The 24150-nt window shown below is 74.4% G+C and carries 15 protein-coding genes and 1 tRNA gene; 10 read left to right on the top strand and 6 right to left on the bottom strand.

From position 1 onward, the window contains the following. Nucleotides 1-104 precede the first annotated feature (104 nt). A complete protein-coding gene (locus ACFZB3_RS14830) occupies nucleotides 105-740 on the bottom strand; it encodes a TetR family transcriptional regulator (RefSeq protein ID WP_391374942.1) in 636 nt (211 codons plus the stop codon). Nucleotides 741-876: 136 nt separating this feature from the next. On the opposite strand from ACFZB3_RS14830, the gene ACFZB3_RS14825 reads away from it, so the two are divergent. The 5 genes from ACFZB3_RS14825 (at nucleotide 877) to ACFZB3_RS14805 (ending at nucleotide 9792) form a co-directional block, all read left to right on the top strand. Then, a complete protein-coding gene (locus tag ACFZB3_RS14825) occupies nucleotides 877-2004 on the top strand; it encodes a VOC family protein (protein WP_391374939.1) in 1128 nt (375 codons plus the stop codon). Nucleotides 2005-2042: 38 nt separating this feature from the next. Then, the gene (locus ACFZB3_RS14820) at nucleotides 2043-2981 is read left to right on the top strand and encodes a fumarylacetoacetate hydrolase family protein (protein ID WP_391374937.1); all 939 of its coding nucleotides are present in this window, start codon (nucleotides 2043-2045) and stop codon (nucleotides 2979-2981) included. Between the two features lie 144 nt (nucleotides 2982-3125). Further along, nucleotides 3126-4781, top strand: a complete 1656-nt coding sequence (locus ACFZB3_RS14815; protein WP_391374935.1) for a bifunctional 3-(3-hydroxy-phenyl)propionate/3-hydroxycinnamic acid hydroxylase — start codon at nucleotides 3126-3128, stop codon at nucleotides 4779-4781. Continuing rightward, a complete protein-coding gene (locus ACFZB3_RS14810) occupies nucleotides 4778-6763 on the top strand; it encodes an acetoacetate--CoA ligase (RefSeq protein WP_391374932.1) in 1986 nt (661 codons plus the stop codon). The genes ACFZB3_RS14815 and ACFZB3_RS14810 overlap by 4 nt, the downstream gene beginning before the upstream one ends. Before the next feature lie 218 nt (nucleotides 6764-6981). Further along, nucleotides 6982-9792 carry an AAA family ATPase gene (locus ACFZB3_RS14805; RefSeq protein ID WP_391374929.1) on the top strand — a complete coding sequence of 937 codons (2811 nt, stop codon included), beginning with the start codon at nucleotides 6982-6984 and terminating at the stop codon, nucleotides 9790-9792. 100 nt (nucleotides 9793-9892) lie between these two features. On the opposite strand, the gene ACFZB3_RS14800 is transcribed toward ACFZB3_RS14805, so the two are convergent. Together ACFZB3_RS14800 and ACFZB3_RS14795 are read right to left on the bottom strand one after the other, a co-directional pair. Next, nucleotides 9893-12781 (bottom strand): BTAD domain-containing putative transcriptional regulator, encoded by a 2889-nt coding sequence (locus tag ACFZB3_RS14800; protein ID WP_391374926.1) that lies wholly within the window; start codon nucleotides 12779-12781, stop codon nucleotides 9893-9895. Between the two features lie 155 nt (nucleotides 12782-12936). Continuing rightward, nucleotides 12937-13009 (bottom strand) — tRNA-Arg (locus ACFZB3_RS14795). A gap of 321 nt (nucleotides 13010-13330) precedes the next feature. On the opposite strand from ACFZB3_RS14795, the gene ACFZB3_RS14790 reads away from it, so the two are divergent. The 5 genes from ACFZB3_RS14790 (at nucleotide 13331) to ACFZB3_RS14770 (ending at nucleotide 20278) form a co-directional block, all read left to right on the top strand. After that, nucleotides 13331-14938: a dynamin family protein gene (locus ACFZB3_RS14790; protein ID WP_391374923.1), complete on the top strand. Its 1608-nt coding sequence runs from the start codon at nucleotides 13331-13333 to the stop codon at nucleotides 14936-14938. Nucleotides 14939-14941: 3 nt separating this feature from the next. Beyond that, nucleotides 14942-17200 (top strand): GTPase, encoded by a 2259-nt coding sequence (locus ACFZB3_RS14785; RefSeq protein ID WP_391374920.1) that lies wholly within the window; start codon nucleotides 14942-14944, stop codon nucleotides 17198-17200. A gap of 407 nt (nucleotides 17201-17607) precedes the next feature. Beyond that, a complete protein-coding gene (locus ACFZB3_RS14780; RefSeq protein WP_391374918.1) occupies nucleotides 17608-18087 on the top strand; it encodes a single-stranded DNA-binding protein in 480 nt (159 codons plus the stop codon). 406 nt (nucleotides 18088-18493) lie between these two features. Further along, nucleotides 18494-19861 carry a Cys-Gln thioester bond-forming surface protein gene (locus ACFZB3_RS14775; RefSeq protein WP_391375801.1) on the top strand — a complete coding sequence of 456 codons (1368 nt, stop codon included), beginning with the start codon at nucleotides 18494-18496 and terminating at the stop codon, nucleotides 19859-19861. Nucleotides 19862-19885: 24 nt separating this feature from the next. Further along, nucleotides 19886-20278: a hypothetical protein gene (locus tag ACFZB3_RS14770; RefSeq protein ID WP_391374915.1), complete on the top strand. Its 393-nt coding sequence runs from the start codon at nucleotides 19886-19888 to the stop codon at nucleotides 20276-20278. A gap of 20 nt (nucleotides 20279-20298) precedes the next feature. On the opposite strand, the gene ACFZB3_RS14765 is transcribed toward ACFZB3_RS14770, so the two are convergent. The 3 genes from ACFZB3_RS14765 to murJ all read right to left on the bottom strand — a co-directional run bounded on the left by ACFZB3_RS14765 (nucleotide 20299) and on the right by murJ (nucleotide 24142). Further along, nucleotides 20299-21357, bottom strand: coding sequence for a zinc-binding dehydrogenase (locus ACFZB3_RS14765; RefSeq protein ID WP_391374912.1), 1059 nt, complete (start codon nucleotides 21355-21357; stop codon nucleotides 20299-20301). 245 nt (nucleotides 21358-21602) lie between these two features. Then, on the bottom strand, nucleotides 21603-22352 hold the full coding sequence (locus ACFZB3_RS14760; protein WP_391374909.1) for a ferritin-like domain-containing protein: 750 nt from the start codon (nucleotides 22350-22352) through the stop codon (nucleotides 21603-21605). Between the two features lie 113 nt (nucleotides 22353-22465). After that, nucleotides 22466-24142, bottom strand: a complete 1677-nt coding sequence (gene murJ, locus ACFZB3_RS14755; RefSeq protein ID WP_391374906.1) for a murein biosynthesis integral membrane protein MurJ — start codon at nucleotides 24140-24142, stop codon at nucleotides 22466-22468. Between the last annotated feature and the right edge of the window lie 8 nt (nucleotides 24143-24150).

Here is a 24150-nt window from a genome sequence, read left to right as displayed (position 1 = left end):
GCCGCGGGCGCGGCCACGGGCATCCTCATGGGCGGCCGGCGCCTCACCGGGGAGCAGGCCGTAGCCGGCCGTGTTCGGCCGTGGCCGGTCGTGTTCGGCAGCTGTCAGTCGATGCCGGGCAACGGGCGCCGGGCCACCTCGTGGGCGTCGTCCGGCGGCAGGCCCAGCATGCGCAGGACCATCTCGGCGAGGTTCGCCGCGGCCTCGTCGCCGTCCGCCTCGGGGCGGGCGAACCGCAGCTCCACCAGGGACAGCAGGGTGCCGCCGAGGGCGCACAGGGCCACGGCCGGGTCGGCGACGGTGAAACGGCCGGAGGCCATCCCCACCTGGATGTCCCGCAGCGCCCGCCTGGTCAGGCCGTTCTCGGCGTGGATGTGGCCGAGGCCGCGGCGGCGCAGGACCTGCATCAGCTCCGGGTGCGAGTCCGCCATCCGGGCGCTGAGCCGGAAACCCGCCGCGACCAGCTCCGCCGGGTCGTCGATCCCGGTCAGCCGCTCGTCGAAGGCCTGGCCGAACTCCTCCAGGGCGTCCACCACGGCCGCCTCGAAGAGCGCCGGCTTGGAGTCGAAGTGGTTGTAGAAGGAGCCGAAGCCGACGTCGGCCTGTTCGGCGATCGCCTGGATGCTGGCGCCGGTGTCACCGGTCTCGGCGAGGATCCGCCGGGCCGCGCGCACCAGCGCCTGACGGGTCTCGGCGCGGCGTCGCTCGAACCGGTTGGCGGGCGGGGCTGACGTAGACATGCGCCGAGTCTAGCCGCGGCGCCGATGACGGTCACAGTACTGATGGATTCATCAGTTAACTCCGGGCGACATCTTGACGATGGAAATCTCATGATTGATGATTTCGTCATTATGGCGACGTCGCCCGGAGGGCACCATGTCTGAAACCGTCAGGACGGCCCATCAGGACCTCCACAGCGAGCAGGGCGCCCTGCGCGGCGAGCATCCGGGCCGGTCCCGGAACCCCGTGATCAAGGTGGCGGACCTGGCCTGGCTGGAGTTCGAGAAGCCGGACCTGGACCGGGCCGAGGTCTTCGCCCGGGACTTCGGGTTCACCGTCGCCGCCCGCACGGACGGCGAGCTGTGGCTGCGCGGCACCTTCGCCGGCCCGCCGTGCATGGTGATCCGGCGCGGGCGTACTTCCCGTTTCATCGGCCCGGCGTTTCGCGCGGCCGAGCGGGCCGACCTCGACCGGCTGGCCCGCGCCACCGGCACCTCCGTGCGCGACGCGGATGTGCCCGGCGGCGGCAAGGAGGTCGGCCTGCTCGACCCGTCCGGCTTCCCGGTGCGGGTCGTCCACTGCGGCGAGGAACTGACGGCGCTGCCCGAGCAGCCTCCACTGCCGCTCAACTTCGGCGCGGACCACCGCCGTACGAACGCCACGCAGCGCCCGCCCCGGGAGCCGTCCCGTATCCAGCGGCTCGGCCATGTGGTGCTGGAGACGCGGGTGTTCGGGCAGGCCCTGGACTGGTACCTGGACACCCTCGGCATGATCGTGTCCGACTTCCTGTTCCTGGACGGGCAGCGCGGGCGGGGGCCCGTCATGGCGTTCGTCCGCTGCGACCTGGGCGGCACACCGGCCGACCACCACACCCTCGCCATGCACCTGGGACCCGGCACCGGGTACGTCCACTCCGCCTACCAGGTGACCGACCTGGACTCGATCGCGGCCGGCGGCGAGTACCTCAAGGAGCGCGGCTACCGGCGCAGCTGGGGCATCGGCCGGCACATCCAGGGCAGCCAGCTCTTCGACTACTGGCGCGACCCGGACCGCCTCATGCTGGAGCACTTCGCCGACGGCGACCTGTTCTCCGGCGACGTCGAACCCGGCTGGGCCCCGATGTCCACCAGCGGCCTGGCCCAGTGGGGACCGCCCGCCACCCGCGACTTCCTCGGCGCGAGCCCCTCCCCGCGGCGGGTCCGCGAGGTCGTCCAGGCGCTGCGCGGCGACAACGAGCTGGACCCCGCCCGCCTGTTCGGCCTGCTCAAGGCCGCGAACTCCTGAACCCCCGCACAGCGAGCCCCTTCACAGAAAGCCCCCTCATGAGCACCAACGTCCTGCGCACCGCCGACGGCTGGTGGGCCGTCCGCGGCGAACGCGCCGTCCCCGTCCCCACCAAGGCCGCCACCACCGCCGAACTGATCGCCGACCGCGCCGCCGTACGGGAGGCGGCCGCCTCCGACGAGCCGGGCACGCCCGTCGCCGACCTGGCCGCGCTCTCGCCGGTCACCACCCCCTGCCGGGTGGTCGCCCAGATGGTCAACTACCGCAGCCATGCCCGCGATTCGGGCTTCACCGGGGACATCCCGCCGGCCTTCTTCCGCAAGGCGTCCGGCTCGGTCAGCGGCCCCGGCGAGGCCATCCGCCGGCCCGCGCACGTCGCCCTCCTCGACTACGAGGTCGAACTCGGCCTGGTCATGGGCGCGCCGCTGCCCGTCGGCACCGTGGTCGAGGAGCGGGACCTGCCGTCGTACGTCGCCGGACTCGTCGTCACCGACGACGTCAGCGCGCGGGACGTGCAGCTCACCAGGACGCAGTTCTACGAGAGCAAGTCGTACCCCACCTTCACGCCCACCGGCCCCTACCTCGCCCTCCTGGCGCCCGAGGACTTCGAGCACCTGCTCGACCTGCGGCTGACCCTGCGCGTCAACGGGGAACTGCGTCAGGACCGCACCCTCGCCGACATGATCGTCCGCCCGGCGCGGGCGCTGACCCTGCTCGCCCGCTTCCAGGCACTGGACCCGGGCGACCTGCTGCTGACCGGCACCCCGGGCGGCACCGCACTGAAGGCGCCGCCGAAGCCGGTCGAGAAGCTCGGCGCGCTGCTGCCGCCCGCCGTGAAGTGGAAGGCGTTCTTCCGGAGCCAGGCGAAGAACCCGCGCTACCTGCACGCCGGGGACGTGGTCACGGCGACGATCGCGACCCCGGACGGGCGGATCGACCTGGGCGAGCAGTGCACGCCCGTCAGCGACGCCGGCTGAGCGTTCCGCTGGAAGTGCCGCGATGTGCCGTATGCCGGCTGCGGCGCCGTCGTGGCTGGTCGCGCAGTTCCTCCCCCAGCCTTCGGCCGGGGGTACCCCCAGCGCCCCTTACGGGGCGCTCAAGCCCCCCTGAAAGAGCCGCACATGACCGTCGAGCCGTCCTCGGCAGACATACCCGTAGTGATCATCGGTGCCGGGCCGGTGGGTGTGACCGCCGCCCTGCTGCTCGCCCGGCACGGAGTCCGCAGTGTCGTTCTGGAACGCCACCGGGACGTCTATCCGCTCCCGCGCGCCCTCGTCGTCGACGACGAGGTGCGCCGGATCCTCCAGGCCGCGGGCGTGGGGGAGGAGTTCGACGCCATCGCCCGCCCGGGCAACGGGCTGCGCCTGCTCGACGCCCGGCACCGGGTGATGGCGGAGTTCCGCCGTGCCGGGCACGGACCGCACGGCTATCCGCAGACCAGCATGTTCGAGCAGCCCCGGCTGGAGCGGCTGCTCCGCGCCGAACTGGCCCGCCGTCCGGAGTGCGAGCTGCGCTGCGGCGCGGAGGTCACCGAGGTCGCCGCCCTCGGCCCGGACACCGCCGGACCCGTGCGGGTCACCTACCGCGACGACAGCGGCGGCGAGCACGAACTGCGCGCCGAGGCGGTGCTCGGCTGCGACGGCGCCAACAGCCTCACCCGGCGGGCCATCGGGAGCCGGTGGGAGGACCTGCGGTTCGAGGAGAGCTGGACCGTCGTCGACGTCCGCACCCCGGCCGCCGTCCGCTCCTGGGGCGGGGTCGACCAGGTCTGCGACCCGGACCGGCCGGCCACCTTCATGCGGGTCGGCGAGGACCGCTACCGCTGGGAGTTCCGGCTCGGCGAGGGGACCCGACCCCCGCTGCGCGAGCTGGTCGCGCCCTGGCTGCCGCCGTCGTACGACGGGGAGTTCGAGGTGGTCCGCGAGACGGAGTACACCTTCCGGGCGCGGGTCGCCGACCGGTGGCGCGGCGGCCGGGTCTTCCTCCTCGGTGACGCCGCCCACCTCACCCCGCCGTTCATCGGGCAGGGCCTGTGCGCGGGGCTGCGGGACGCCCACAACCTCGGCTGGAAGCTCGCCCGGGTCCTCCGGCACGGCGGCGACGAGCGGCTGCTGGACACCTACGAGAGCGAGCGCCGACCGCATGCCCGGCACGTGATCCGGCTCGCGGTGGCCCTCGGCTGGGCCATGACCGGCGGCCAGGACGGCGCCGCCCCGCTGCGCCGCAGGCTCCTGGCCGCCGCCTGCCGTATCCCCGGCCTGACCGCTGCGGCCGGCCGCGACCTCAGCCCGGCCCTGACCGCCGGACCCCTCGTCCGCCGCGGCGCCCGCCGCGGCCTCGCCGGCACCCACTGCCCGCAGCCCTGGGTGCGTGACGGCGGCCGCCGCGGCCGCCGGGTCCGCCTCGACGAGGTGCTCGGCGACGGCTTCACCGTCCTGACGGCCGCCGCTCCCGCGCCCTCGCCGACCGCGCTCGCCCACGGACTCGGCGCCCGCGCCGTCCCGGTGACCGGCCTCCACGACGACGGCACCCTCGCCGCCTGGCTGCGCGCCGGCCGGGCCGACGCCGTCCTGCTGCGGCCGGACCGGGTCGTCCTGGACGTCGTCCCGGCCGGCGGCCGCGCCTTCACGGACCCCGCCGCCTGGGCCTCCCTGCTGCACACCGCGCGCAGCCGCCGCCCCGCCGGGAACCCCGACCGGAACCCCGCCGAGAACCCCAAGCAGAACCTCGTCGAGAACCTCATCGAGTACCGCCTGCCGAGGAGCACCACGTCATGACCCACCCGGCCTCCCGCACCAGCCCGGCCCCGTTCGCCGCCCCCGACCCGCAGGCCGTGGCGGACAGCCGCATCATGGACTTCGCCCGCCGCAACGGGCGGGACGGCACCGACTACGCCGCCCTGCACCGCTGGTCGGTCACCGACCTGGAGGGCTTCTGGGCCGCGGTGTGGGAGTACTTCGGCATCGACGCGGCCACCCCGTACCGGCGGGTGCTCGACGGCGAACGGATGCCGGGCGCCCGCTGGTTCACCGGGGCCACCCTCAACTACGCCCACCACGCGCTGCGCGACCTCCCGGCCGACCGGCCCGCTCTCCTCGCCCTGGACGAGACCGGCTCCGGGTACGCGGTGACCGGGGACCGCCTGCGCGCCCAGGTCGCCTCCGTCGCCGCCACCCTGCGCGACCTCGGGGTCGGACCGGGTGACCGGGTCGTCGGCTACCTCCCCAACACCCCGCACGCGATCGTCGCGTTCCTCGCCGCCGCGAGCCTCGGCGCCGTGTGGTCGGTGTGCGGGCAGGACTACGCGCCGCGGGCCGCCGCCGCCCGGTTCGGCCAGCTCGAACCCGTCGTCCTGGTCGCCGCCGACGGCTACCTCTTCAACGGCGCGACCCACGACCGGCGCGACGCCGTCCTCGAACTCGCCGCCGCCCTGCCGACGCTGAAGGCCACCCTGCTGGTCGACCACGTGGACCTGCCGTGGCCCGTCCGGCCGTACCCCTCGCTGGTGGTCCCCTGGGAGGACGCGGCCACCCGCGCCGAGGAACTCGCCTTCCTGCCCGTCCCGTTCGACCACCCGCTGTGGGTCGTCTTCTCCTCGGGTACGACGGGACTGCCCAAGGGCATCGTGCACGGCCACGGCGGAGTCCTGCTCGAACACCTCAAGACCCTCGGCCTGCACTCCGACCTCGGCCCCGGCGACCGCCTCCTCTGGTACACCACCACCCACTGGATGATGTGGAACCTGGTCGTCTCGACCCTCCTCACCGGCGCCACGGCCTGCACCTACGACGGCAGCCCGGCGCCTCTCGCCAGGCCGGACACCCTGTGGGAGCTGGCCGCCCGGCACCGGGTGACCGTGTTCGGCACCAGCCCGCAGTACCTGCTGGGCATGGCCAAGTTCGGCATCGACCCGTCCGCCCACGACCTCTCGGCCATCCGCGTGGTCGGCTGCACCGGATCCGCGCTGCCCGCCTCCGCCTACCCCTGGGTCCGCGACCACGTCGGCGAGCGGATCCTGCTGGCCTCCATCAGCGGCGGCACCGACGTGGTCTCCGGCTTCGCGGGCAGCGCGCCCAGCACCCCGGTCTGGGCAGGCGAGTTGTCGGCACCGCACCTGGGGGTGGCACTGGCCGCGTACGACGCCGAGGGCCTCCCGGTGACCGGCAGGGTCGGCGAACTCGTCGTCACCCGGCCCATGCCGTCGATGCCGCTGTACTTCTGGAACGACCCGGACGGCACCCGCTACCGCGACGCCTACTTCTCGGCGTACGAGGGCGTGTGGCGGCACGGCGACTGGATCACGGTCACCGGACACGGCTCGGTGATCGTCCACGGCCGCTCCGACTCCACGCTCAACCGCAACGGGGTCCGCCTGGGCAGCGCCGACATCCACGACGTCGTCGAACGCCTCCCGGAGATCGCCGAGGCCCTGGTCATCGGCGTGGAGGAGCCGGACGGCGGCTACTGGATGCCGCTGTTCGTGGTCCTCGCGCCCGGCGCGGTCCTGGACGACACCCTCCGCGACCGGATCCGCGAGGCCGTGCGCACCGGCGCCTCGCCCCGCCACGTCCCCGACGAGATCCTCGAAGTGCCGGGCGTCCCGCACACCCGTACCGGCAAGAAACTGGAGGTCCCGGTCAAACGCCTGCTCCAGGGCGCCCCGGTGGCCGAGGCCGCCGACCCGTCCGCCGTGGACGCGCCGGACCTCCTCGACCACTACGCCCGGCTGGGCGCCGCACGCCGGGAGCGGTCCGCCTGAGCGACGGCCCGGCCGGGGAGCGCGTGGTCGCGCGGGCGGCGGGACTACGCGGTGCACGGGATGCCGGGCCGGCGGGCGCGGCAGCAGGCTGGGGCCGTGCTGTCCGGGTACCTGGAGAGCTCCGACCGCGCGGCATCCGCCCGCACTCTCCTGCTCGGCCCGGGAGCCCGGGAAGCGGCACCCGGGCACCGGACGACGAGCGTGGGAGTTGAGTGGTCTTGGGTCGTGGCACGCCGCTGCGCGGTCGTTCCGAACAACTGTCGCTGGGGCTGGCGGTGTTACGCCGCACGGTCCGGTCCGGCCAGAGCGGGATCGTGCTCGTCGCCGGCGAACCGGGGATGGGCAAGAGCGCCCTGCTGGACGCCCTGGCCGCCGAGGCCGCCCCGCTCGGCTTCGTGATCGGACGCGGCTCCGTGGACGAGATCGCCCGGACCTCGCCCGGCGCACCCCTGCTGATGGCGCTCAGGTCGGGGCCGCTGGCCCCGGCCGGGACGGAGGCCGGGACCCGGGTCGGGGCCGCAGCCGGCGCCGGGGAGATCGCCGAGCTCGACGGGCTGTCGGCGCGGCCCCTCACCTTCATGGACCGGATCGGCGAGATCCTGGAGCGCGCCGCCGCGGACACCCCCGTCCTGATCGCGGTGGACGACGTGCAGTGGGCCGACCAGCTCAGCCGTACGGCACTGGCCGCGCTGCCCGCCTGGCTCGCCGGACATCCGCTGGTGTGGGTGTTCACCAGCAGGGACGCCGACTGCCCGGTCTTCCGCGACCTGACCGCCCGTACCAGCCCCTCCACACCCGTCACCGTCGTCCCGCTGGCGGCCCTCGGCCGGGACGACGTCCTGCAGATCGCCCGGGACCGGCTCGGCCGCCGCCCGTCGGAGCCGGTCCGCCGGATGCTCGACGGCGTCGGCGGCAACCCCTTCCTCGCGGTCCAGGTCCTCGAAGGGCTGGTCCGGGCCGAGGCGCGCGGCGAGCCCGCCGAGCGGGTCCCCGACGAGTTCATCGCGGGCGTCCGCCGGTCGCTGGCCGGCCTCGGCCCGGCCGCCGCCGACGTGGTGCGGATGGCCTCGGTGCTGGGCCGGACCTTCGCCGTCGACGAGATGGCCGAACTCCTCGCCCCCCGGCACGACCACGCCGCCGTCGCCACCGGCGTGGAGGCCGCCCTCGCCTGCGGACTGCTCGGCGCCGTCGGGCACCGGATCGGCTTCCGCCACGACCTGGTCCGCGAGACCGTCTACGGCGCCCTCTCCGACGGCGCCCGGCGCCGCTTCCACCGCGGCTGCGCCGCCTTCCTGATCGCCGGCGGCCACAGCCCCCTGGAGGCCGCCCCGCACGCCCGGCTCAGCGTCACCGGGGACGACGAGGCCTGCGTACGGATCCTGCGGGACGCCGCCGAGGAAGCCGTACCGGCGCTGCCCGAGACCGCCGGGAAGCTGATCACCGAGGCGTTCCGGCTGCTGCGGCCGGGCAGCCGGGTGTGGCGGGAGACGGGCGAGCACGGCGTGGACGTACTGGGCCGGGTGCAGCGCGCGGCCGACGCGGTACGGCTCGCGGAGACGCTGCTGCGGCGCACCAGCGAGCCGGAGACGACGGCCCGGATCCAGGTGCTGATGTCCCGCGCGCTGTGGCTGACCGGCAACCTCGGCGACTCCGTCGAGCGGATCGGCAGGGTGCTGGCGCTGCCCGGCATCTCACCGGCGCTGCGGGCCCGGCTGGAGGCGGCCCGGGCCCTGGCGCTGACCGGGCACGACGCCGGCGCGGCCCGGGCCGTGGCGCCGGCCGTGCTCCAGCAGGCGCGGGCGGTGGGCGACCGGGAGGCCATGGTGCTGGCGCTCCAGGCGGTCGGGGAGGTCGGCCGCAACTCCGGGCACCACCTCGACGCCATGACCGCGTTCCGGGAACTGCGGGAGCTGGAGGGCGTGAACCACGTCGCAGGCGAGATCATCGAGCTGCAGCTCCTGGACCGCTACGAGGAGTCGGAGGCGCTCATCGCGGCGGCCCTCGCCGACGCCCGGGACGAGGTCGAGGCGGTCCGGCCCTCCCTGCTGTCCGCCCACATGTGGCACGACTTCAACCTCGGCAGGCTGGACGACGCCGAGTCCGGGGCCCGGGCGCTGATCTCGCTGAGCGGCGAACTGGGCGGCCACGTCTACGAGCTGGACGCCGTCGTGGTGCACGCCTCGGTGTGCGCGCTGCGCGGCGAGTGGGAGCGGGCCAAGCGGCTCGTCGCGGACCGGGAGAGCCGGAGCAGGGCCGACGACGGCATCCGCAAGCCCAGCCTGCGGCTGATGCGCGGCTGGTTCGCCGCGGCCGAGGGGCGGCCCGCGGACGCCGTGGACATCCTGGCGCCGGTCCTCTACACCGCCCGCGAGTCGAGGACCTGCTGGCCCTGGTGGCCCGGCTGGACGCGGCTGCTGCTGGCGATCGGCACGGCCGCGGGCGACGAGCGCTTCGCGAAGGAGGCGCTCACCCTCGCGGAGGAGGGCGCCGCCCGCAACCCGGGGGTCGTCAGCTACGAGGGGATCGCCTACCAGACCCAGGGCCTGGCCCGGCAGGACCTCACCCTGCTGGAACGGGCCGCCGACACCCTCGGCCGCAGCCCCCGCCCCGAACTCCGGGCCGGCGGCGCCGCCGACTACGGAAAGCTGCTCGCGGCCCGGGGCCGGCGCGCGGAGGCCGCCGTCCACCTGGACCGGGCCTGGGCCATCTACGACCTGATGGGCGCCCGCCCGGCGCAGGACGCACTGCACCGCGCGGCCCGCAAGGCCGGCATCCGGCGCCCCGCCTGGTCCGCCGGGGCCTCCCGCCCGGCCCACGGCTGGTCCGCCCTCACCGAGGCCGAGGCCCGGGTCGCGGCCCTCGTCAGCGCCGGCCACACCAACCGGTCGGCGGCCGCCGAACTCGGCGTCTCGCCGAACACCGTGGGCACCCACCTGCGCTCGGTGTTCGCCAAGCTCGACGTCAACTCCCGCGTCCAGCTGGTCAACGCCCACCGCAACCGCACGGACGAGGCGTTCGGGATCCGCTGAGCGCCCCGCCGGACCCGCTCGGCGCACCGCGACCCCGTACCGGCCCGCCTCCCGTACCGGCCCGCCTCCCGTACCGGCCCGCCTCCCGTACCGGCGGGCCTCAGTGCTTCGCCGCCTCCTCGCGCAGCCGGTCGCTCACCTCGTACACATGCTCGGCCGCGGAGATGTTCACCTCGGCCCGGTCCGAGCTCAGGGCGGTGAACAGGCGGCCCACCTCCCGGGCGAAGCAGGCCGGGCTGTTCGGGTCGTCCTCGGAACCGGCGACGGCCTCCGACTCGGCGAAGAACCCGAGGGCCTCCGCGGTCCGCCCCTGGTCCGCCAGGACGACCGACAGCAGCCGGGTGGACATGTAGAACGGCACCGGGTCGTCGACGGCGTTCTCCCGCCGGATCGCCTCGCGCAGATCGGTCTCGGCCGCTGAGAGGTCACCGCGGATGAAGGCGAGCCAGGCCCGGATGTGCCGGGTCTGCGCCTGCCACGCGGGGTCGTCGCCCAGCCCGGCCGCCGCGACCGCCTGGTCCGTGATGCGCTCCAGTTCGCGCTGGTGCGCGGGCCCGGCGAAGAGCCCGCTCGACACGACCACCGACAGCGCGGCGACGGCGATCCGCGCGGCGTCCGGGATGTCGCGCAGCACCCGGGAGAACACCGAGGCCAGCAGCGTGTGTTCGGCCAGCAGCCAGGCGCGTGCCTGCCCGGCGTCGTCGAACCGCAGTCCGGTCAGCGGCACGGGGAAGAGATGGGTGCTCAGCGAGCCGGCCTGTTCGGTCGCGCTCATGGCCTGAAGCAGGGTGGCGTGCAGGAACATCGTCAGCCGCACCAGCGCCGCCTCGCGGTCCGCCACGGGATCCTCGCGAGCGGCACGCCGGGCGGCGAACGCCCGTACCAGGTCGTGGAATCGGTAGCGGTCGGCCGAGTGCGGTTCCAGCAGACCGGCCTCCACCAGGTGCTCCAGCAGCTCCTCGGTCTCGGGTCCGGGCCGGTCGAGCAGCACCGCCGCGACCGCGACCGGGAAGTCGGCGGCGTCGAGCAGCGCGCACAGGCGCATCGCCCGGGCCTGGGCGGGCGCGAGCGCCCGGTAGCCGACCTGGAAGGTGGCCTCCACCGACATGCCGCCGGCCCGCAACTCGTCGAGCTGGTGCTCCTCGGCGCGCAGCCGCAGCAACTGCGCGCCCAGCCCGCGGCCGGGACGCGCCGCCGCACGGGCACCGATGATGCGCAGCGCCAACGGCAGCTGCCCGCACGCGTGCACCAGTTCCAGCGCGAGTTCCGGGGCGGCGGCGACCTCGGCGTCGCCGGTGAACCGGCCCAGCATGGCCACCGCCTCCCGCGGACCGGGCACCGGCACCTCGATGCGCGTCGCACCCGGCGGTACGAGCGACCGGTGCCGGGTCGTGATCAGCGCGGCGTTGCCGGGTGTGCCCGGGAGCAGCGGGGTCACCTGGGCGGTGTCGGACGCGTTGTCCAGGACCACCAGGATCCGGCGGTCGGCGGTCAGGGTGCGGTACGCCCCGGCGCGGGCGGTGGGGGTCGCGGGGATCCGGGCGGCGGGCATGCCGAGCGCGAGGAGGAAGTCGACCAGTACGTCCGCGGGATCGGCGGGGCTGCCGCCGTCGCCCCGCAGGTCCACGTAGAGCTGCCCGTCCGGGTAGTCGCCGCGGATGCCGTGGGCGACGCGCAGCGCGAGCGCGGTCTTCCCGACGCCGCCGATACCGCTGAGCACCGCGAGCGCGACCGCCTCCGCGCCGGGCCGCAACGCGAGCCCGAGCCGCTCCCGCAGCCGCTCCCGGCCGACGAAGTCGCCGGGCGCCGGAGGAAGTTGCTGCGGTCGGACGCCGGCCGGTACATCCGCCACCGGCGCCGTCGCGGACCGCCCGGCACCGTCGGCGCCGCCGCCGGCGCCCGGTCCGCCGCGCTGCCCGAGGCCGCCCGGCGGCGTCGCGGTGTCGCTGGCGGCCCCGGAGGCACCGGTGGACACGGTGGCTCCGGAGGCACCGGTGGACACGGCGGCTCCGGAGGCACCGGTGGACACGGCGGCTCCGGAGGCACCGGTGGACACGGTGGCCCCGGAGGCAACGGCGGACCCGGCGGACCCGGCGGCCCCGGAGGCACCGGCGGACCCGGTCGCACGGGGTGAGGCGGTGGCACGGGGTGAGGCGGTGGCGCGGGGTGAGGCGGTGGCGCGGGGTGAGGCGGTCGTACCGGCGCCGCTCTTCCCGGTCCGCGGCCCGGCGGTGTCGGGCCCGGCGCCGCCGAGGATGCGGGCCTGCAGCTCACGCAGCTCCGGCCCCGGATCCATGCCCAGTTCGGCCACCACGGTCTCGCGGGCCGCGGCGTAGACCGCCAGGGCCTCCGCCGTCCGCCCGGCGCGGTGCAGCGCACGCATGCGCAGCGCGTACAGATCCTCCCGCAGGGGATGGTCGGCGATCAGCGAGATCAGTTCCGTCGCCACCCGGGCGTGCTCGCCCAGGTCACCGGCGCACGCCAACTGCGCCACCCGGGCGTTCAGCCGCAGCTCGGCGAAGCGCCGGCGGTGCCGCCGGGCGTAGGGGCCGGGCACGCCGGACAGCGGTTCCCCCGACCACAGCGCCAGCGCGGCGTCGAAGGCCCGCAGGGCGGGGCCGGTCCGTCCCGCGGCGCGCAGTTCCTCGCCGTCCCGGACGAGCCGCTCGAAGCGCAGGGCGTCGACGGCCTGCTCCGGGATGCCGAGCTGGTATCCGCCCTGCGTGGTCTCCAGCCGGGAGCGTTCCTCGCCCAGCGAGAGGCGGATGCGGTAGACGTACGTCTGCACGGAGCGCACCGCGTTGCCGGGCGGCTCCTCCCACAGTGCGTCGACGAGCTGGTCGAGGCCGCACTGGCGGCCGTCTGCGAGCAGCAGCCGCACCAGGACGCCGCGTTGCAGGGGGCTGCCCAGATCCAGCTCGCGCCCGTCATGGCGGCCACTCAGCGGCCCCAGCAGCCCGAACTCGTACCCTTCCCCCGCCGTCGCCACCTGCCGGAGTCTAGCCGTCGGGAAAAGCGCCTCAGGCGGCTCGGAGAGGCCCCTTACCCGCCCGCCGGTCACCGCGGGCGCCAGGACGGGAGATCCGCTACGGCGACGGGACAGAACCGGCCACTTGTTGTGTGGCCCCACCGCCCCCTGCGAAGCGCCCCCGGCAGGACTCGAACCTGCGGCCAAGCGCTTAGAAGGCGCCTGCTCTATCCACTGAGCTACGGGGGCCGGCTGTGCTGGCCTCGTACGCACTGCCCTGGTGGGGGCGGGTCCGTGACGTTGCCGGGGACAAGGATAGAACTCCCCGCTCCTTGTCCCTGTTGCTTCGCCTCCGTGGCTCAATGTGGAGGTTCGGTGAAGCGGTCCTGATAATCGCAGGCAGGTACGAATCGTGCATCGCTTTTGGCGCCCGACGCACCGGGTGTTGTGCACTCGTTATGCCTGGACTGTGCCTCCGTCCCAGTCGCCCCTTCCGCCCGTTGTGTCCTGTCGGCACGCAGACATGTCTATATGCTTCAGAATTCCCCTAAAATTGGGCATTCTTCGCATGTGGTGACCTTGGACGTACGGCCTCAGCTGCTCGACACACTTTCCGCCCTGCGCGACCGTGTCGCTGCCGCACGCTTCCCGCTGCCCCTGGCGGGGGCTCCACGCGCGCGTGCCAACCGCGACGAACTGCTCGCACAGCTCGACGACTATCTGGTGCCCCGCCTCAGAGAGCCCGAAGCGCCACTTCTGGCCGTGGTGGGCGGATCCACGGGCGCCGGCAAGTCGACCCTCGTCAACTCACTGGTGGGCCGCCGGGTCAGCGAGGCGGGCGTGCTGCGGCCGACCACCCGCACACCGGTCCTGGTCTGTCATCCGGAGGACCATCACTGGTTCAGCGGCATGCGCGTGCTGCCCGACCTCACCCGAGAGTGGGTACCGCACCAGGAGCCCAGCGACGACCCCTTCCTCCCCGGCGAGAACACCGCGCGCGTGCTGCGCGTCGAGACCGCCGACAGCATCCCGCGCGGCCTCGCCCTGCTGGACGCCCCCGACATCGACTCCCTGGTCGTCGACAACCGCGTCCTCGCCGCAGAACTCATCTGCGCCGCGGACGTCTGGGTGATGGTGACCACGGCCGCCCGCTACGCCGACGCCGTCCCCTGGCACCTTTTGCGCACCGCCAAGGAGTACGACGCCACCCTGGTGACCGTCCTCGACCGGGTCCCGCACACGGTCGTCTCCGAGGTCTCCCGGCAGTACGGCGCCCTCCTCACCAAGGCCGGACTCGGCGACGTACCCCGGTTCACCGTGCCCGAGCTGCCCGAGTCGGCCTGGGGCGGCGGCCTGCTCCCGGCCACTGCGGTCGCCCCGCTGCGCGCCTGGCTCCTCCACCAGGCCCAGGACCCCGGCGCGCGCAGCCACACCCTGGCCCGCACCGCCCACGGCCTCCTCGACTCCCTCAGGGCCCGTATGCCCGAGCTGGCCGGCGCCGCCGCCGCCCAGTACGCCGCCGCCCTGCGCCTGACCTCCGCCGTCGACACGGCGTTCGACAGCGAGCACGCACGCGTGAAGGGGCGCCTGCAGAGCGGAGCCGTCCTCGCCGGCGACGCCCTCAAGCGCTGGCGCGCCTACCCCCTCGACTGCTCCGCCGACGAACTCCTGGACGCCCTGGTGGAGAGCCTCGCGGCCCTGCTGCTCTGCGCCGTCACCGCCGCCGACGAACGCGTCGACGACGCCTGGCGCCGCGAGCCGGCCTCCGCCGCCGCCGGACTCACCGACCGCGACCCGTCCCTGGAGAGCGCCGAGCACCGCATCGGCCTCGCCGTCCGGCGCTGGCGGCGCGAGCTGGAGGAGTACGCCGAGGACGAGGTGCGCGAGCTCGACCGCAGCGTCGCCCCGGACTCCGAGGTCGTCGCCGCCCTGGTCGCCACCGCGCTGCTCGGCGGCCGGCGCACCAAGGTCGCGGGGGAGCGGCTGGCCGAGCGCATCGGTGCCCACGGCGCGCTGCGGCTGCGCGACCGCGCGGGACGGCTGCTCTCCGAGCACGTGGACCGCGTCCTGCACGCCGAGCGCGAGCGCCGCGTCGCCCCGCTCGACGCCCTCGACGTGCACCCGGAACCCCAGGCCGAACTCATCGCCGCCCTGTCCGTCCTGCAGAAGGAGAGGTGACCGGTGACCGCCGTCACTGACCACGACCACACGGATCACATGGAACGCATTGATCACACCAGTGACTTCACCGGTGACTACGCCAGCGACTTCGAGAACGGACCGGCCGCGGCGGACCCCGCCCCGGACGCCGTACGCGAGTCCGCACGGGACCGTGCCCCGGCCGGCGACCGGCACCGGGACGAGGCAGGGACGGACCGCAGGGAGCCCGAGGGCCCCACGGAGCCCACGGAGTCCGAGGGCTCCACGGAGTCCAAGGCGCCCAGGGCGACCCAGGTGGCCAAGGTGACCCAGGTGGCCAAGGTGACCAAGGAGCACGCGGACACCGCCGGATCCCTCGGAGGCCATGGAGCCCCCGGAAGCCATGGAGCCCCCGGAGCCCCCGGAGCCAAGCCGGTCTCCTCGGCGGCCGCCGAATCCGAGAACGTCCCGCACGCACGCGTGCGGGAGCAACGGGAGCCGGCCGACGACCGCCCGCCCGCCGCCACAGCCACCGCCACCACTGCCGACGGCCGCCCGTCGGCCGCCGGCGATCCGGCCGCCGCGGACGATCCGGCCAACGCCGACGACGTCTGGGACGACGGCCTCATCGCCCGCCGGGTCACCGAGACCGCCAAAGCCGCCGTCCCCGTCGTGGAGACCCGCGGCCCGGGCGCCCCGGCCCCCGCCCCGCTCGCGTACGACGGTCCGCTGCGCTCCCGCCTCGACGCCCTGCGCGAACTCGTCGGCCTCTCCCGCACCCGTCTCGACAGCAACACCCTCGCCGAGGCCGGCCGGGTCCTGGACGAGGCGGCCACCCGGCGCCGGCTCTCCGGCCAGCACACCGTCGTCGCCCTCGCCGGCGCCACCGGCAGCGGAAAGTCCCAGCTGTTCAACGCGCTCGCCGGAGTCGCCATCTCGGAGACCGGCGTACGACGGCCCACCACCGCCGCACCCATCGCGTGCACCTGGAGCGACGGCAGCGCCGCCCTCATCGACCGGCTCGGCATCCCGGGCCGGCTGCGCCGCCGCCCCGTGCACAACCCGGAGGCGGACGCGCAGCTGCGCGGACTGGTCCTGATCGACCTGCCCGACCACGACTCGGCTGCCGTCCAGCACCGCGAGCAGGTCGACCGGATCCTGAAACTCGTCGACGCGGTGATCTGGGTCGTCGACCCCGAGAAGTACGCCGACGCCGTCCTCCACGAGCGGTATCTGCGGCCCATGGCAGGCCACGCCGAGGTCATGTTCATCGTCCTCAACCAGACCGACCGGCTGCCCGGCGAGGCCACCGACCAGGTCCTGGACGACCTGCGCCGGCTGCTCGACGACGACGGCATCGCCCTCGGCGAGTACGGCGACCCGGGCGCGACCGTGCTCGCGCTGTCCGCGCTCACCGGCGACGGCGTCGGCGAACTGCGCGAGGTGCTCGGCCAGTTCGTGTCCGAGCGGGGCGCGGCGGCCCGCCGGGTCGCGGCCGACGTGGACGCCGCCGCGACCCGGCTGCGGCCCGTCTACGCCACGGGCAGGCGCGCCGGCCTCAGCGAGGACGCGCGCGACGAGTTCGCCGGGCGGCTCGCGGACGCGGTCGGCGCCACCGCCGCCGGCGAGGCCGCCGAACGGGCCTGGCGGCGCAACGCCAACCGGGCCTGCGGCACGCCCTGGCTCCGGTTGTGGCGCTGGCACCAGAAGCGCGGCGAGCCGCCCACCGGGCGTCTGCAGCAGGCGCAGCCCGAGGTGGAGGCCACCGCGCGGCAGCGCGTCGAGCAGGCGGTGCGCACGGTCTCCGAGCGGGCCTCGGCCGGACTGCCCGCGCCCTGGGCGCAGGCGGTGCGCGAGGCGGCCGTACGCGGCTCGCAGGGCCTGCCGGAGGCACTCGACGACCTGGCCGCACAGGCCGGGCTGCCGCCGGGGCGGCCACCGCGGCCCGGCTGGTGGCCGGTGGCGGTGCTGGCCCAGGCCGCCATGACGCTCCTCCAGGTGGTCGGCGGGCTGTGGCTGGTGGGGCAGATCGCCGGGGTGACGGCGCCCAACCTGGGCGTGCCGGTGCTGCTGATGGTCTCCGGGATCATCGGCGGCCCGCTGGTCGAGTGGGGCTGCCGGATGGCGGCCCGCGGCCCGGCCCGCCGCTACGGCCTGGAGGCGGAACGCCGGCTCCGCGAGGCGGCGGCCGGCTGCGGGCGGGCCCGGGTGCTGGACCCGGTGGCGGCGGAGCTGCTGCGGTACCAGGAGGTGCGGGAGCAGTACGCGAGGGTGACGCGGACGAGCGCCGGAGTGGGGTGAGGCCGGTGCCGGTGCCGGTGCCGGTGCCGGGGCTGCGGTTGGGGTTCGGTCCGGGGCCGCGGTCGGGTCTCGGGCCGGGGTGAGGCTCCGTCCGGGGGACGGGGGTCACTCGTCCGGGTGGTGGAGTTCTCCACAGCCCGGCGGTGGTCCACAGCGCCCGGCGGGCCCGGGTCGGCGGCGGCAGTCTGGTCCCACGGCGATCGCGACCCGCACGGACGCGGACGGACGCACACCGACGCACACCGATGCAGTCGGACGCACTCGACGAACACGAGCACGAACACGAAGACGAACACGAGCGCGAACGCATCCCACGCACACGGTCGCCGTGGTGGACACAGCCGTACGGGACGGACCCGTACGCGGATCCGCCCGGCCGCGGCGGCCGGGCGTGGGAGGGGTTCGTGATGAACGAGACGATGGTCTGCGCGGTGGGCAACGTGGCGACGCAGCCGGTGTTCCGGGAGCTGGCGGCGGGTCCGTCGGCCCGGTTCCGGCTGGCGGTGACCTCGCGCTACTGGGACCGGGAGAAGAACGCCTGGACGGACGGCCACACCAACTTCTTCACGGTGTGGGCCAACCGGCAGCTCGCCACCAACGCGGCGACCTCGCTGACGGTCGGCGACCCGGTCGTCGTGCAGGGGCGGCTGAAGGTGCGCACCGAGACCCGGGAGGGCCAGCAGTGGGCCTCCGCCGACATCGACGCGGTGGCGATCGGCCACGACCTCGCCCGCGGCACGGCGGCCTTCCGGCGAACCGGCAGGCCGGACACGACGGCACCGGCATCACCGCGCCCGGAACCCGACTGGGAGACACCGGCGGAGTCCCCCGACCCGCCCGCCCAGGCACAACCGGAACCGGAACCGGTGTCAGTGGCGGCTCTATGACGAGGCGTCAAGCAGGCTGAGATCGAGATCCGTTGGGGCAAATCCACTCGAACAGCGGCCGACCGGACGGCCATTGACGCCCCCTGGCGGCTTGCCGGCGAACACGCTCCGCAGCACCCGCCATCACGACCGAGTGGATTTGTCGACAAGCCCTGCTCGTTCACGGCTCCGCGATAACGATTGCGGATCGGATCGCTCATCGGACCATCTCACCGGGAAAGGGCGGTCCGGCTGATCCATAGGATGCCGGGCATGGCCCCTGGGGCCGCTGATTCTGCTGGTGGGACCACCCCCCGCGTCCAACGGGTCCTGCTCGAAGGGGAGTTCTGTGCTCGCTGCGTTCTCTGGTCCCTCGGCGCCCCGCGCGTCCGCCAGGCACTACGGCACCGCCGTGGCCGTCAGAGGCATGGCACGCCTCGGCGCCGCGGCCCTGGTGTCCGGGCTGGTGGCCGCCGCCGCGCTGACCGGCGCCGGCCGGGCCGCGGCCGACGACGGGACCGCCCAGAGCCAGAGCGGGGCCACGGCGACCATGAACGGTCTGAAGACCTACGGCGAGGCCGTGGTCCACGGCGACAGCGGCGACGAGCAGGTGGCCGCCGGCCTGTTCGAGATGTCCGTGGACGGCGGCGGCACCCTCCAGACGTACTGCGTCGACCTCCACAACCCCGCCCAGCGGGACGCCAAGTACCAGGAGACGGCGTGGAGCGGCACCTCGCTCGGCGCCAACAAGCACGCCGGCGACATCCGCTGGATCCTGCAGAACTCCTACCCGCAGGTCAACGACCTCGCCGCGCTGGCCCGCAAGGCCGGTGCCGACAGCCTCACCGAACAGGACGCGGCGGCCGGCACCCAGGTGGCGATCTGGCGCTTCTCGGACGGCGCGGACGTCGACGCCGTCGACCCGCAGGCCGAGAAGCTCGCCGACTACCTGGAGAAGAACGCCCGCGGCCAGAACGAGCCGCAGGCCTCGCTGACCCTCTCCCCGCCGGCCGTGTCCGGCCGCCCCGGCGGCCTGCTCGGCCCGGTGACGGTGCACACCAACGCGCGCACGGTCACCGTGGTCCCGCCGTCCGACGCGGCGCTCAGCGGCGTACGGATCACCGACAAGGCCGGCAAGCCGGTCACCACCGCACAGGACGGCAGCGAGCTGTACTTCAAGGTCCCCGACGACGCGGCGGACTCCTCCGCGGAACTGGCCGTCCAGGCGTCGACGACGGTCCCCGTCGGCCGGGCCTTCACCTCCGGAAGCCGCAGCCAGACGCAGATCCTGGCCGGCTCCAGCGAGTCCACGGTGGCCGCGACCGCGAACGCGACGTGGGCGGGCCAGGGCGCGATACCGGCACTGTCGGCCGAGAAGAACTGCGCCCGCAGCGGCGTGGACATCACCGCGGCCAACACCGGGGACAAGCCGTTCACCTTCGAGCTGGTGAGCACCGAGTACAGCATCCCCGCCGGCACCTCGCGGACGGTGAACGTGCCGCTCCAGGAGGACCAGGCCTACGACTTCACGATCACCGGCCCGAACGGGCTCGAACGCCGCTTCACCGGTGTCCTCGACTGCAAGACCCAGGGCACCGACGCGGGTCTCGCCACCCAGACCCTCAGCGAGCCCAGCCCGGCCTCGGTCGGCGGCACCGCCTCCGACGTCAACCTGGCCGCGACCGGCGGCGACTCCGCGACCGGCGTGATCGCCGGCGTGGCCATCGGCCTGGTGGTGATCGGCGGCGCGGTCCTGGTGATCCTCCGCCAGCGGGAGAACCAGCAGACCGACTGACCCCCGGACGGGCACCATGACGTCATGACCAACTCACCCGCACCCGGCAGCCCGTCGTCCTCGGACTCCATCCTGTCCCTGTGGTCCCACGACTCGGTGCTGTCGATCGGCTCGGTCGGCTCCGTGCTCTCCATCGGCTCGGTGGGCTCGGCCCTCTCCGTCGGCTCGATCGGCAGCGCCCTGTCGGCAGGCTCGATCGGCTCGGCCCTGTCCCTCGTCTCGGCGGGCTCCTGGCTGAGCACGGGCTCCGTCCTCTCCGCCAACTCCCGCTGGTCCGCCCTGTCTTGGCGCTCCTCCCGCTCCTTCCGCACGGCGGGTGCGGTGGGAGCGGTGGCGGCAACGGCCCTCCTCCTGCGCGGAACCCTGCGCGGAACCGTGCGCGGAACCGTGCGCGGGCCCTCCGGCTCCCGCACCTGACGTACGGTCCCGCGCGTGATCTACCCGCCGCCCTCGTCCCGGCCGTCCTCGAAGACGAAGAGCGGCTTGGCGCCGTGGGCGGGTGCTTCGGCGAACGAGATGGCTTCGGCGAAGCGTTCGAGCGGGAACGGCCGGCCCTCGGGGATGGTCAGCACCCCGCCGGCGACGAGACTGCGTACCTCGCACAGCGCGTCCAGGACGTCCTCGGGCGAGGCGGCGCCGAACCAGCGGTTCAGCCAGAAGCCGCGGACCGCTTTGGTCTCGTAGATGAGCGAGCGCGCCGACACCGGAATCGTCAGCGCCGCCGGGTCGGTCTGCCGGTGGGTGGAGAGGGCGCCGTAGACCACGACCTCTCCACCCGGAGCCAGCGCCTGGGACACCTGGGCACCCACGTGGCCCGCGACGCAGTCGGTGGCCTTGCGCACGCCGGCCGGTCCTGCGATCTCGGTCACGCGCTGCAACAGGTCCTCGTCCTCCGTGCAGACGACCTCGTCGCCGCCGAGCGCCTTGATCTCCGCGACGGAATCGCGCCGCCGCACCACGTTGATCGTCCGGATCCCCAGATGCCCGGCCAGCTGAATGACGAGCCGGCCGACGGTGGAGCCCGCCGCCGTCTGCAGCAGCCATTCCCCCGGCTGCACGTCGAGCTCGCGGGTCACCAGGAGCAGCGCGGTCAACGGGTTGACGGCGAGTTGGCAGGCGTCGGAGTCGCTCAGCCGGCCGGGAACCGGCAGGAGCCTTCGGGTATCGGCGACGAGGTACTCCTGCCAGGTGCCGTCCACCCGCGGCCCCGGCACCGCCGGGATCGCGACGTCCACCACGCGCTCACCGATCCGCAGCCCCTCGGTGCCCGGACCGAGGGCCTCGATCCGGCCCACGCACTCCATGTACCCGCCGACCGCGGGGAACCCGGGGGAGAAGCCGTAACGGCCACGCAGCACGTGCAGATCGCTGGCGTGCACCGGAGTCGCCCGCACCCGGATCAACGCCTGACCGGCCTCCGCCGTGGGAACCGGCCGGGATTCCAGCCGCAGCACATCGCCCGGTTCGCCGACCGCACCGGCTACGAGCGCACGCATGGACCGTGGCATGAGCGACCTTTCGTCCCTCCCAGCTTGCGCCCCGGCCCGAGCGCTGTCCTGTCGGAAGAAGCGGGAGAATCGGAAGGCACGGCATCCGCAAGCCGGGCGGGCTCTGCGCGTCCGTGCGCGGGACCGGCAGACCGAACCGGCGCACCGAACTGGCAGGCCGAGCCGACGCACCGAGCCGGCGCACCGAGCTGGCGCACCGAACTGACGGACCGTCGGCGAAGCCCGGCCGTCGGTCAGGTCCCGGGGCTTTCCGAGGCCGTCCTCGTCCAGGAGCGCGGGCCGGGTACCAGCACCGCGGAGACCACCGCGTGGGACGAGGCCATGACATCGCCCACGAACCGCAGGCGCCCGACGCCGAGTCGGCGCAGTGCCGGTCCGTGGTCGGCGGCCACGACGAGGCAGACCGCGAACAGGAGAAGCCGCCACAGGGCCAGCACGGGGCGGCGCGTTGCCCGGGGCAGCTCCGCCAGGGAGGCGTGCAGCCGCTCGCAGTGGAACGGCACGTGACGCTCCTCGTCGGACAGGATCCGCCCCGCCACCTCCGCGGTGAGCGCGTCGTCGGTGCCGTCGCGCAGGGCACGGTAGTAACGCAGCGCCACGACCTCCGCGATCATCAGCACCAGCAGCTCCATGCGCAGTCCCATGAGACGCCGCAGCCGCACGAAGACCGCGTCGCTCCAGTGCCCGGCCAGTGTCGGCATGCCCCCTGCCGCCAGCAGCCTGGCCAGCAGCCGGGCGTGGTTCTGTTCCTCGGCGACGAAGAGCCGCACCGCCTGCCCGTAGTCGGCGTCGCCCGCCTGGTCCGCCTTGCCGATGAGGTTGGCGCCGTCACCGTCCTCGCCGACCTGGAAGCGCTGGACGCTGGACCACACCGCCGGGTGCAGTCGCGCGCGCTGCCCCCAGTCCGGATCGCCCTGGACGCGTCTGCGCTCGCGCTCGTCCTCGAACCGCCTGGTCCACTCGGCGTAGCCACCCGTATGCACCCGGTCCCCCCTCTCCGGGACACGGCCGTCGTGCCCCGGAGAGAGACGACGCAGGCCGGCACCGGAGCGTTCCGCGGCCGGCCGCACCACCTCTGCGCTGCTCGGCGCCCGCTTCACCCCAGCCCGGGCAGGCTGCGCAGTTCCCCGATCCGCAGGAGCCGTGCCATGAGCACGAACAGCAGGGCCATCGTGATGCCGCCCGCGGCCAGCGAGAGCGCCGGCGTCCAGGAGGCCGCTGCCAGGCCCTGACCGCAGGCCCGGGCGATGAGCAGGCCGGCGGCCGCGGCAGCGGTGGCGGCGGCTGTCAGCCGTGCGTACGTGCGGCAGATCCGCCGGCCGTCCAGCAGACCCTCGACGCGCCGCCGCAGCCGTACGGCCGTCAGCAGCAGGCCGATCGCGTAGGCGACGGCATAGGCGGCGGCCATCCCGGTGACCGCCCAGCGCGGGGACAGCAGGAGGTGACAGCCCACGGCCAGAACGATGTCGATGCCGCTGATCCACACCGCCATCCGGAACGGTGTGCGGGTGTCCTCGAAGGCGTAGAAGCCGCGCAGCAGGAGGTACTGGGCGGAGAACGGGATCAGCCCCAGGCCGAAGGCCTGCAGCATGTGGCCCAGGGGGCGGGTGGCCGCGGCGTCCGCGGCGCCGTGGGCGAACAGCAGCTGTGCGATCTGCGGTCCGAAGGCGAGGAAGAAGAAGGCGGCCGGGACGACGACAACGCCGCTCACCCGCAGCGCCCGGGACAGGTCCGTACGCAGATCACCGACCCGGTGCTCGGCCACGGCCCGGCTCATGCGCGGCAGCAGGGCGGTCACGAGGGAGACGGTGACGATCGACTGGGGCAGCATCCAGATCTGCTGGGCGTAGCTGTACGCGGTGTAGCCGACGCCGTCGTGCGGCAGCGCGGCGTCCGCGGCGGAGGCGAGGCGGGTGACGACCGTGCCGGCCACGAGGTTGGCCAGCACGAACAGCAGGGTCCAGCGGGCCGCGTTCACGCTCTTGCGCAGGCCGGTGCCGCGCCAGTCGAAGCGCGGACGGAAGCGGAAGCCCGCCGCCAGCGCGTAGGGGACCAGGGCGAGCGCCTGGACGGCCAGTGCGAGCGTGGTCCCCGTCCCGAGCAGCCTGACCTGCGCACCGGTGATGTCCGAGACCTGTTCGGGAGCGGTCATCAGGCCCAGGTAGAGGCCGAACATGGTGATCAGGACGACATTGTTGAGGACCGGGGTCCACATCATCGCGCCGAACCGGTCCCGGGCGTTGAGGACCTGGCCGAAGATGCTGAACACACCGTAGAAGAAGATCTGCGGGAGCAGGAAACGGGCGAAGACCACGGTCAGCTCGAACGCGCCGTGCGTGGCGGGGGTGTCCCGCTGGTAGACGCTGATGATCTCCGGGGCGGCCCAGGTGGCCAGCGCGGTCCCCGCGCCGAGGACGCACAGCACGAGGGTGACCAGGCGTTGTTCGAAGGCGGCGCCGCCGTCGGGGTCCTCCGCGCGGGCCCGGACCAGTTGCGGGACCAGGACGGAGTTCAGCGCGCCGCCGATCAGCAGGAAGTACAGGCTGGTCGGCACCGTGTTGGCCTGGTTGTAGGTGGTGGCCAGCAGCCCGGTGCCCAGTGCGGCGGCCTGCAGCACCTGCCGTATCAGCCCGGTGGCACGCGAGACCACCGTTCCCGCCGCCATCAGCGCGGACGACCGCAGCAGACCTCCGCCCCGGGCCTGCTTCGGCGCGGCGTGCCTCCGTCTGCCGGGCGGGCGGTCTAACCGGTCGGGCGACGCGTCCTCGATCATGCGCACAA

The sequence above is a fragment of the Streptomyces sp. NPDC008092 genome, assembly GCF_042957285.1.
GTDB lineage: Bacteria > Actinomycetota > Actinomycetes > Streptomycetales > Streptomycetaceae > Streptomyces.
The sequence above is the reverse complement of the archived record's forward strand: the minus strand, read 5'-3'. Positions and strand labels throughout refer to the sequence as shown.

Excerpts from the sequence above, each read along its gene's own strand:
- ACFZB3_RS14765 (WP_391374912.1), bottom strand. The coding sequence starts at position 21,357 with ATGCGTGCGCTCGTAGCCGGTGCGGTCGGCGAACCGGGCGATGTGCTG.
- murJ (WP_391374906.1), bottom strand. The coding sequence starts at position 24,142 with ATGATCGAGGACGCGTCGCCCGACCGGTTAGACCGCCCGCCCGGCAGA.
- ACFZB3_RS14830 (WP_391374942.1), bottom strand. The coding sequence starts at position 740 with ATGTCTACGTCAGCCCCGCCCGCCAACCGGTTCGAGCGACGCCGCGCC.
- ACFZB3_RS14770 (WP_391374915.1), top strand. The coding sequence starts at position 19,886 with ATGACCAACTCACCCGCACCCGGCAGCCCGTCGTCCTCGGACTCCATC.
- ACFZB3_RS14810 (WP_391374932.1), top strand. The coding sequence starts at position 4,778 with ATGACCCACCCGGCCTCCCGCACCAGCCCGGCCCCGTTCGCCGCCCCC.
- ACFZB3_RS14820 (WP_391374937.1), top strand. The coding sequence starts at position 2,043 with ATGAGCACCAACGTCCTGCGCACCGCCGACGGCTGGTGGGCCGTCCGC.
- ACFZB3_RS14825 (WP_391374939.1), top strand. The coding sequence starts at position 877 with ATGTCTGAAACCGTCAGGACGGCCCATCAGGACCTCCACAGCGAGCAG.
- ACFZB3_RS14815 (WP_391374935.1), top strand. The coding sequence starts at position 3,126 with ATGACCGTCGAGCCGTCCTCGGCAGACATACCCGTAGTGATCATCGGT.
- ACFZB3_RS14780 (WP_391374918.1), top strand. The coding sequence starts at position 17,608 with ATGAACGAGACGATGGTCTGCGCGGTGGGCAACGTGGCGACGCAGCCG.
- ACFZB3_RS14775 (WP_391375801.1), top strand. The coding sequence starts at position 18,494 with ATGGCACGCCTCGGCGCCGCGGCCCTGGTGTCCGGGCTGGTGGCCGCC.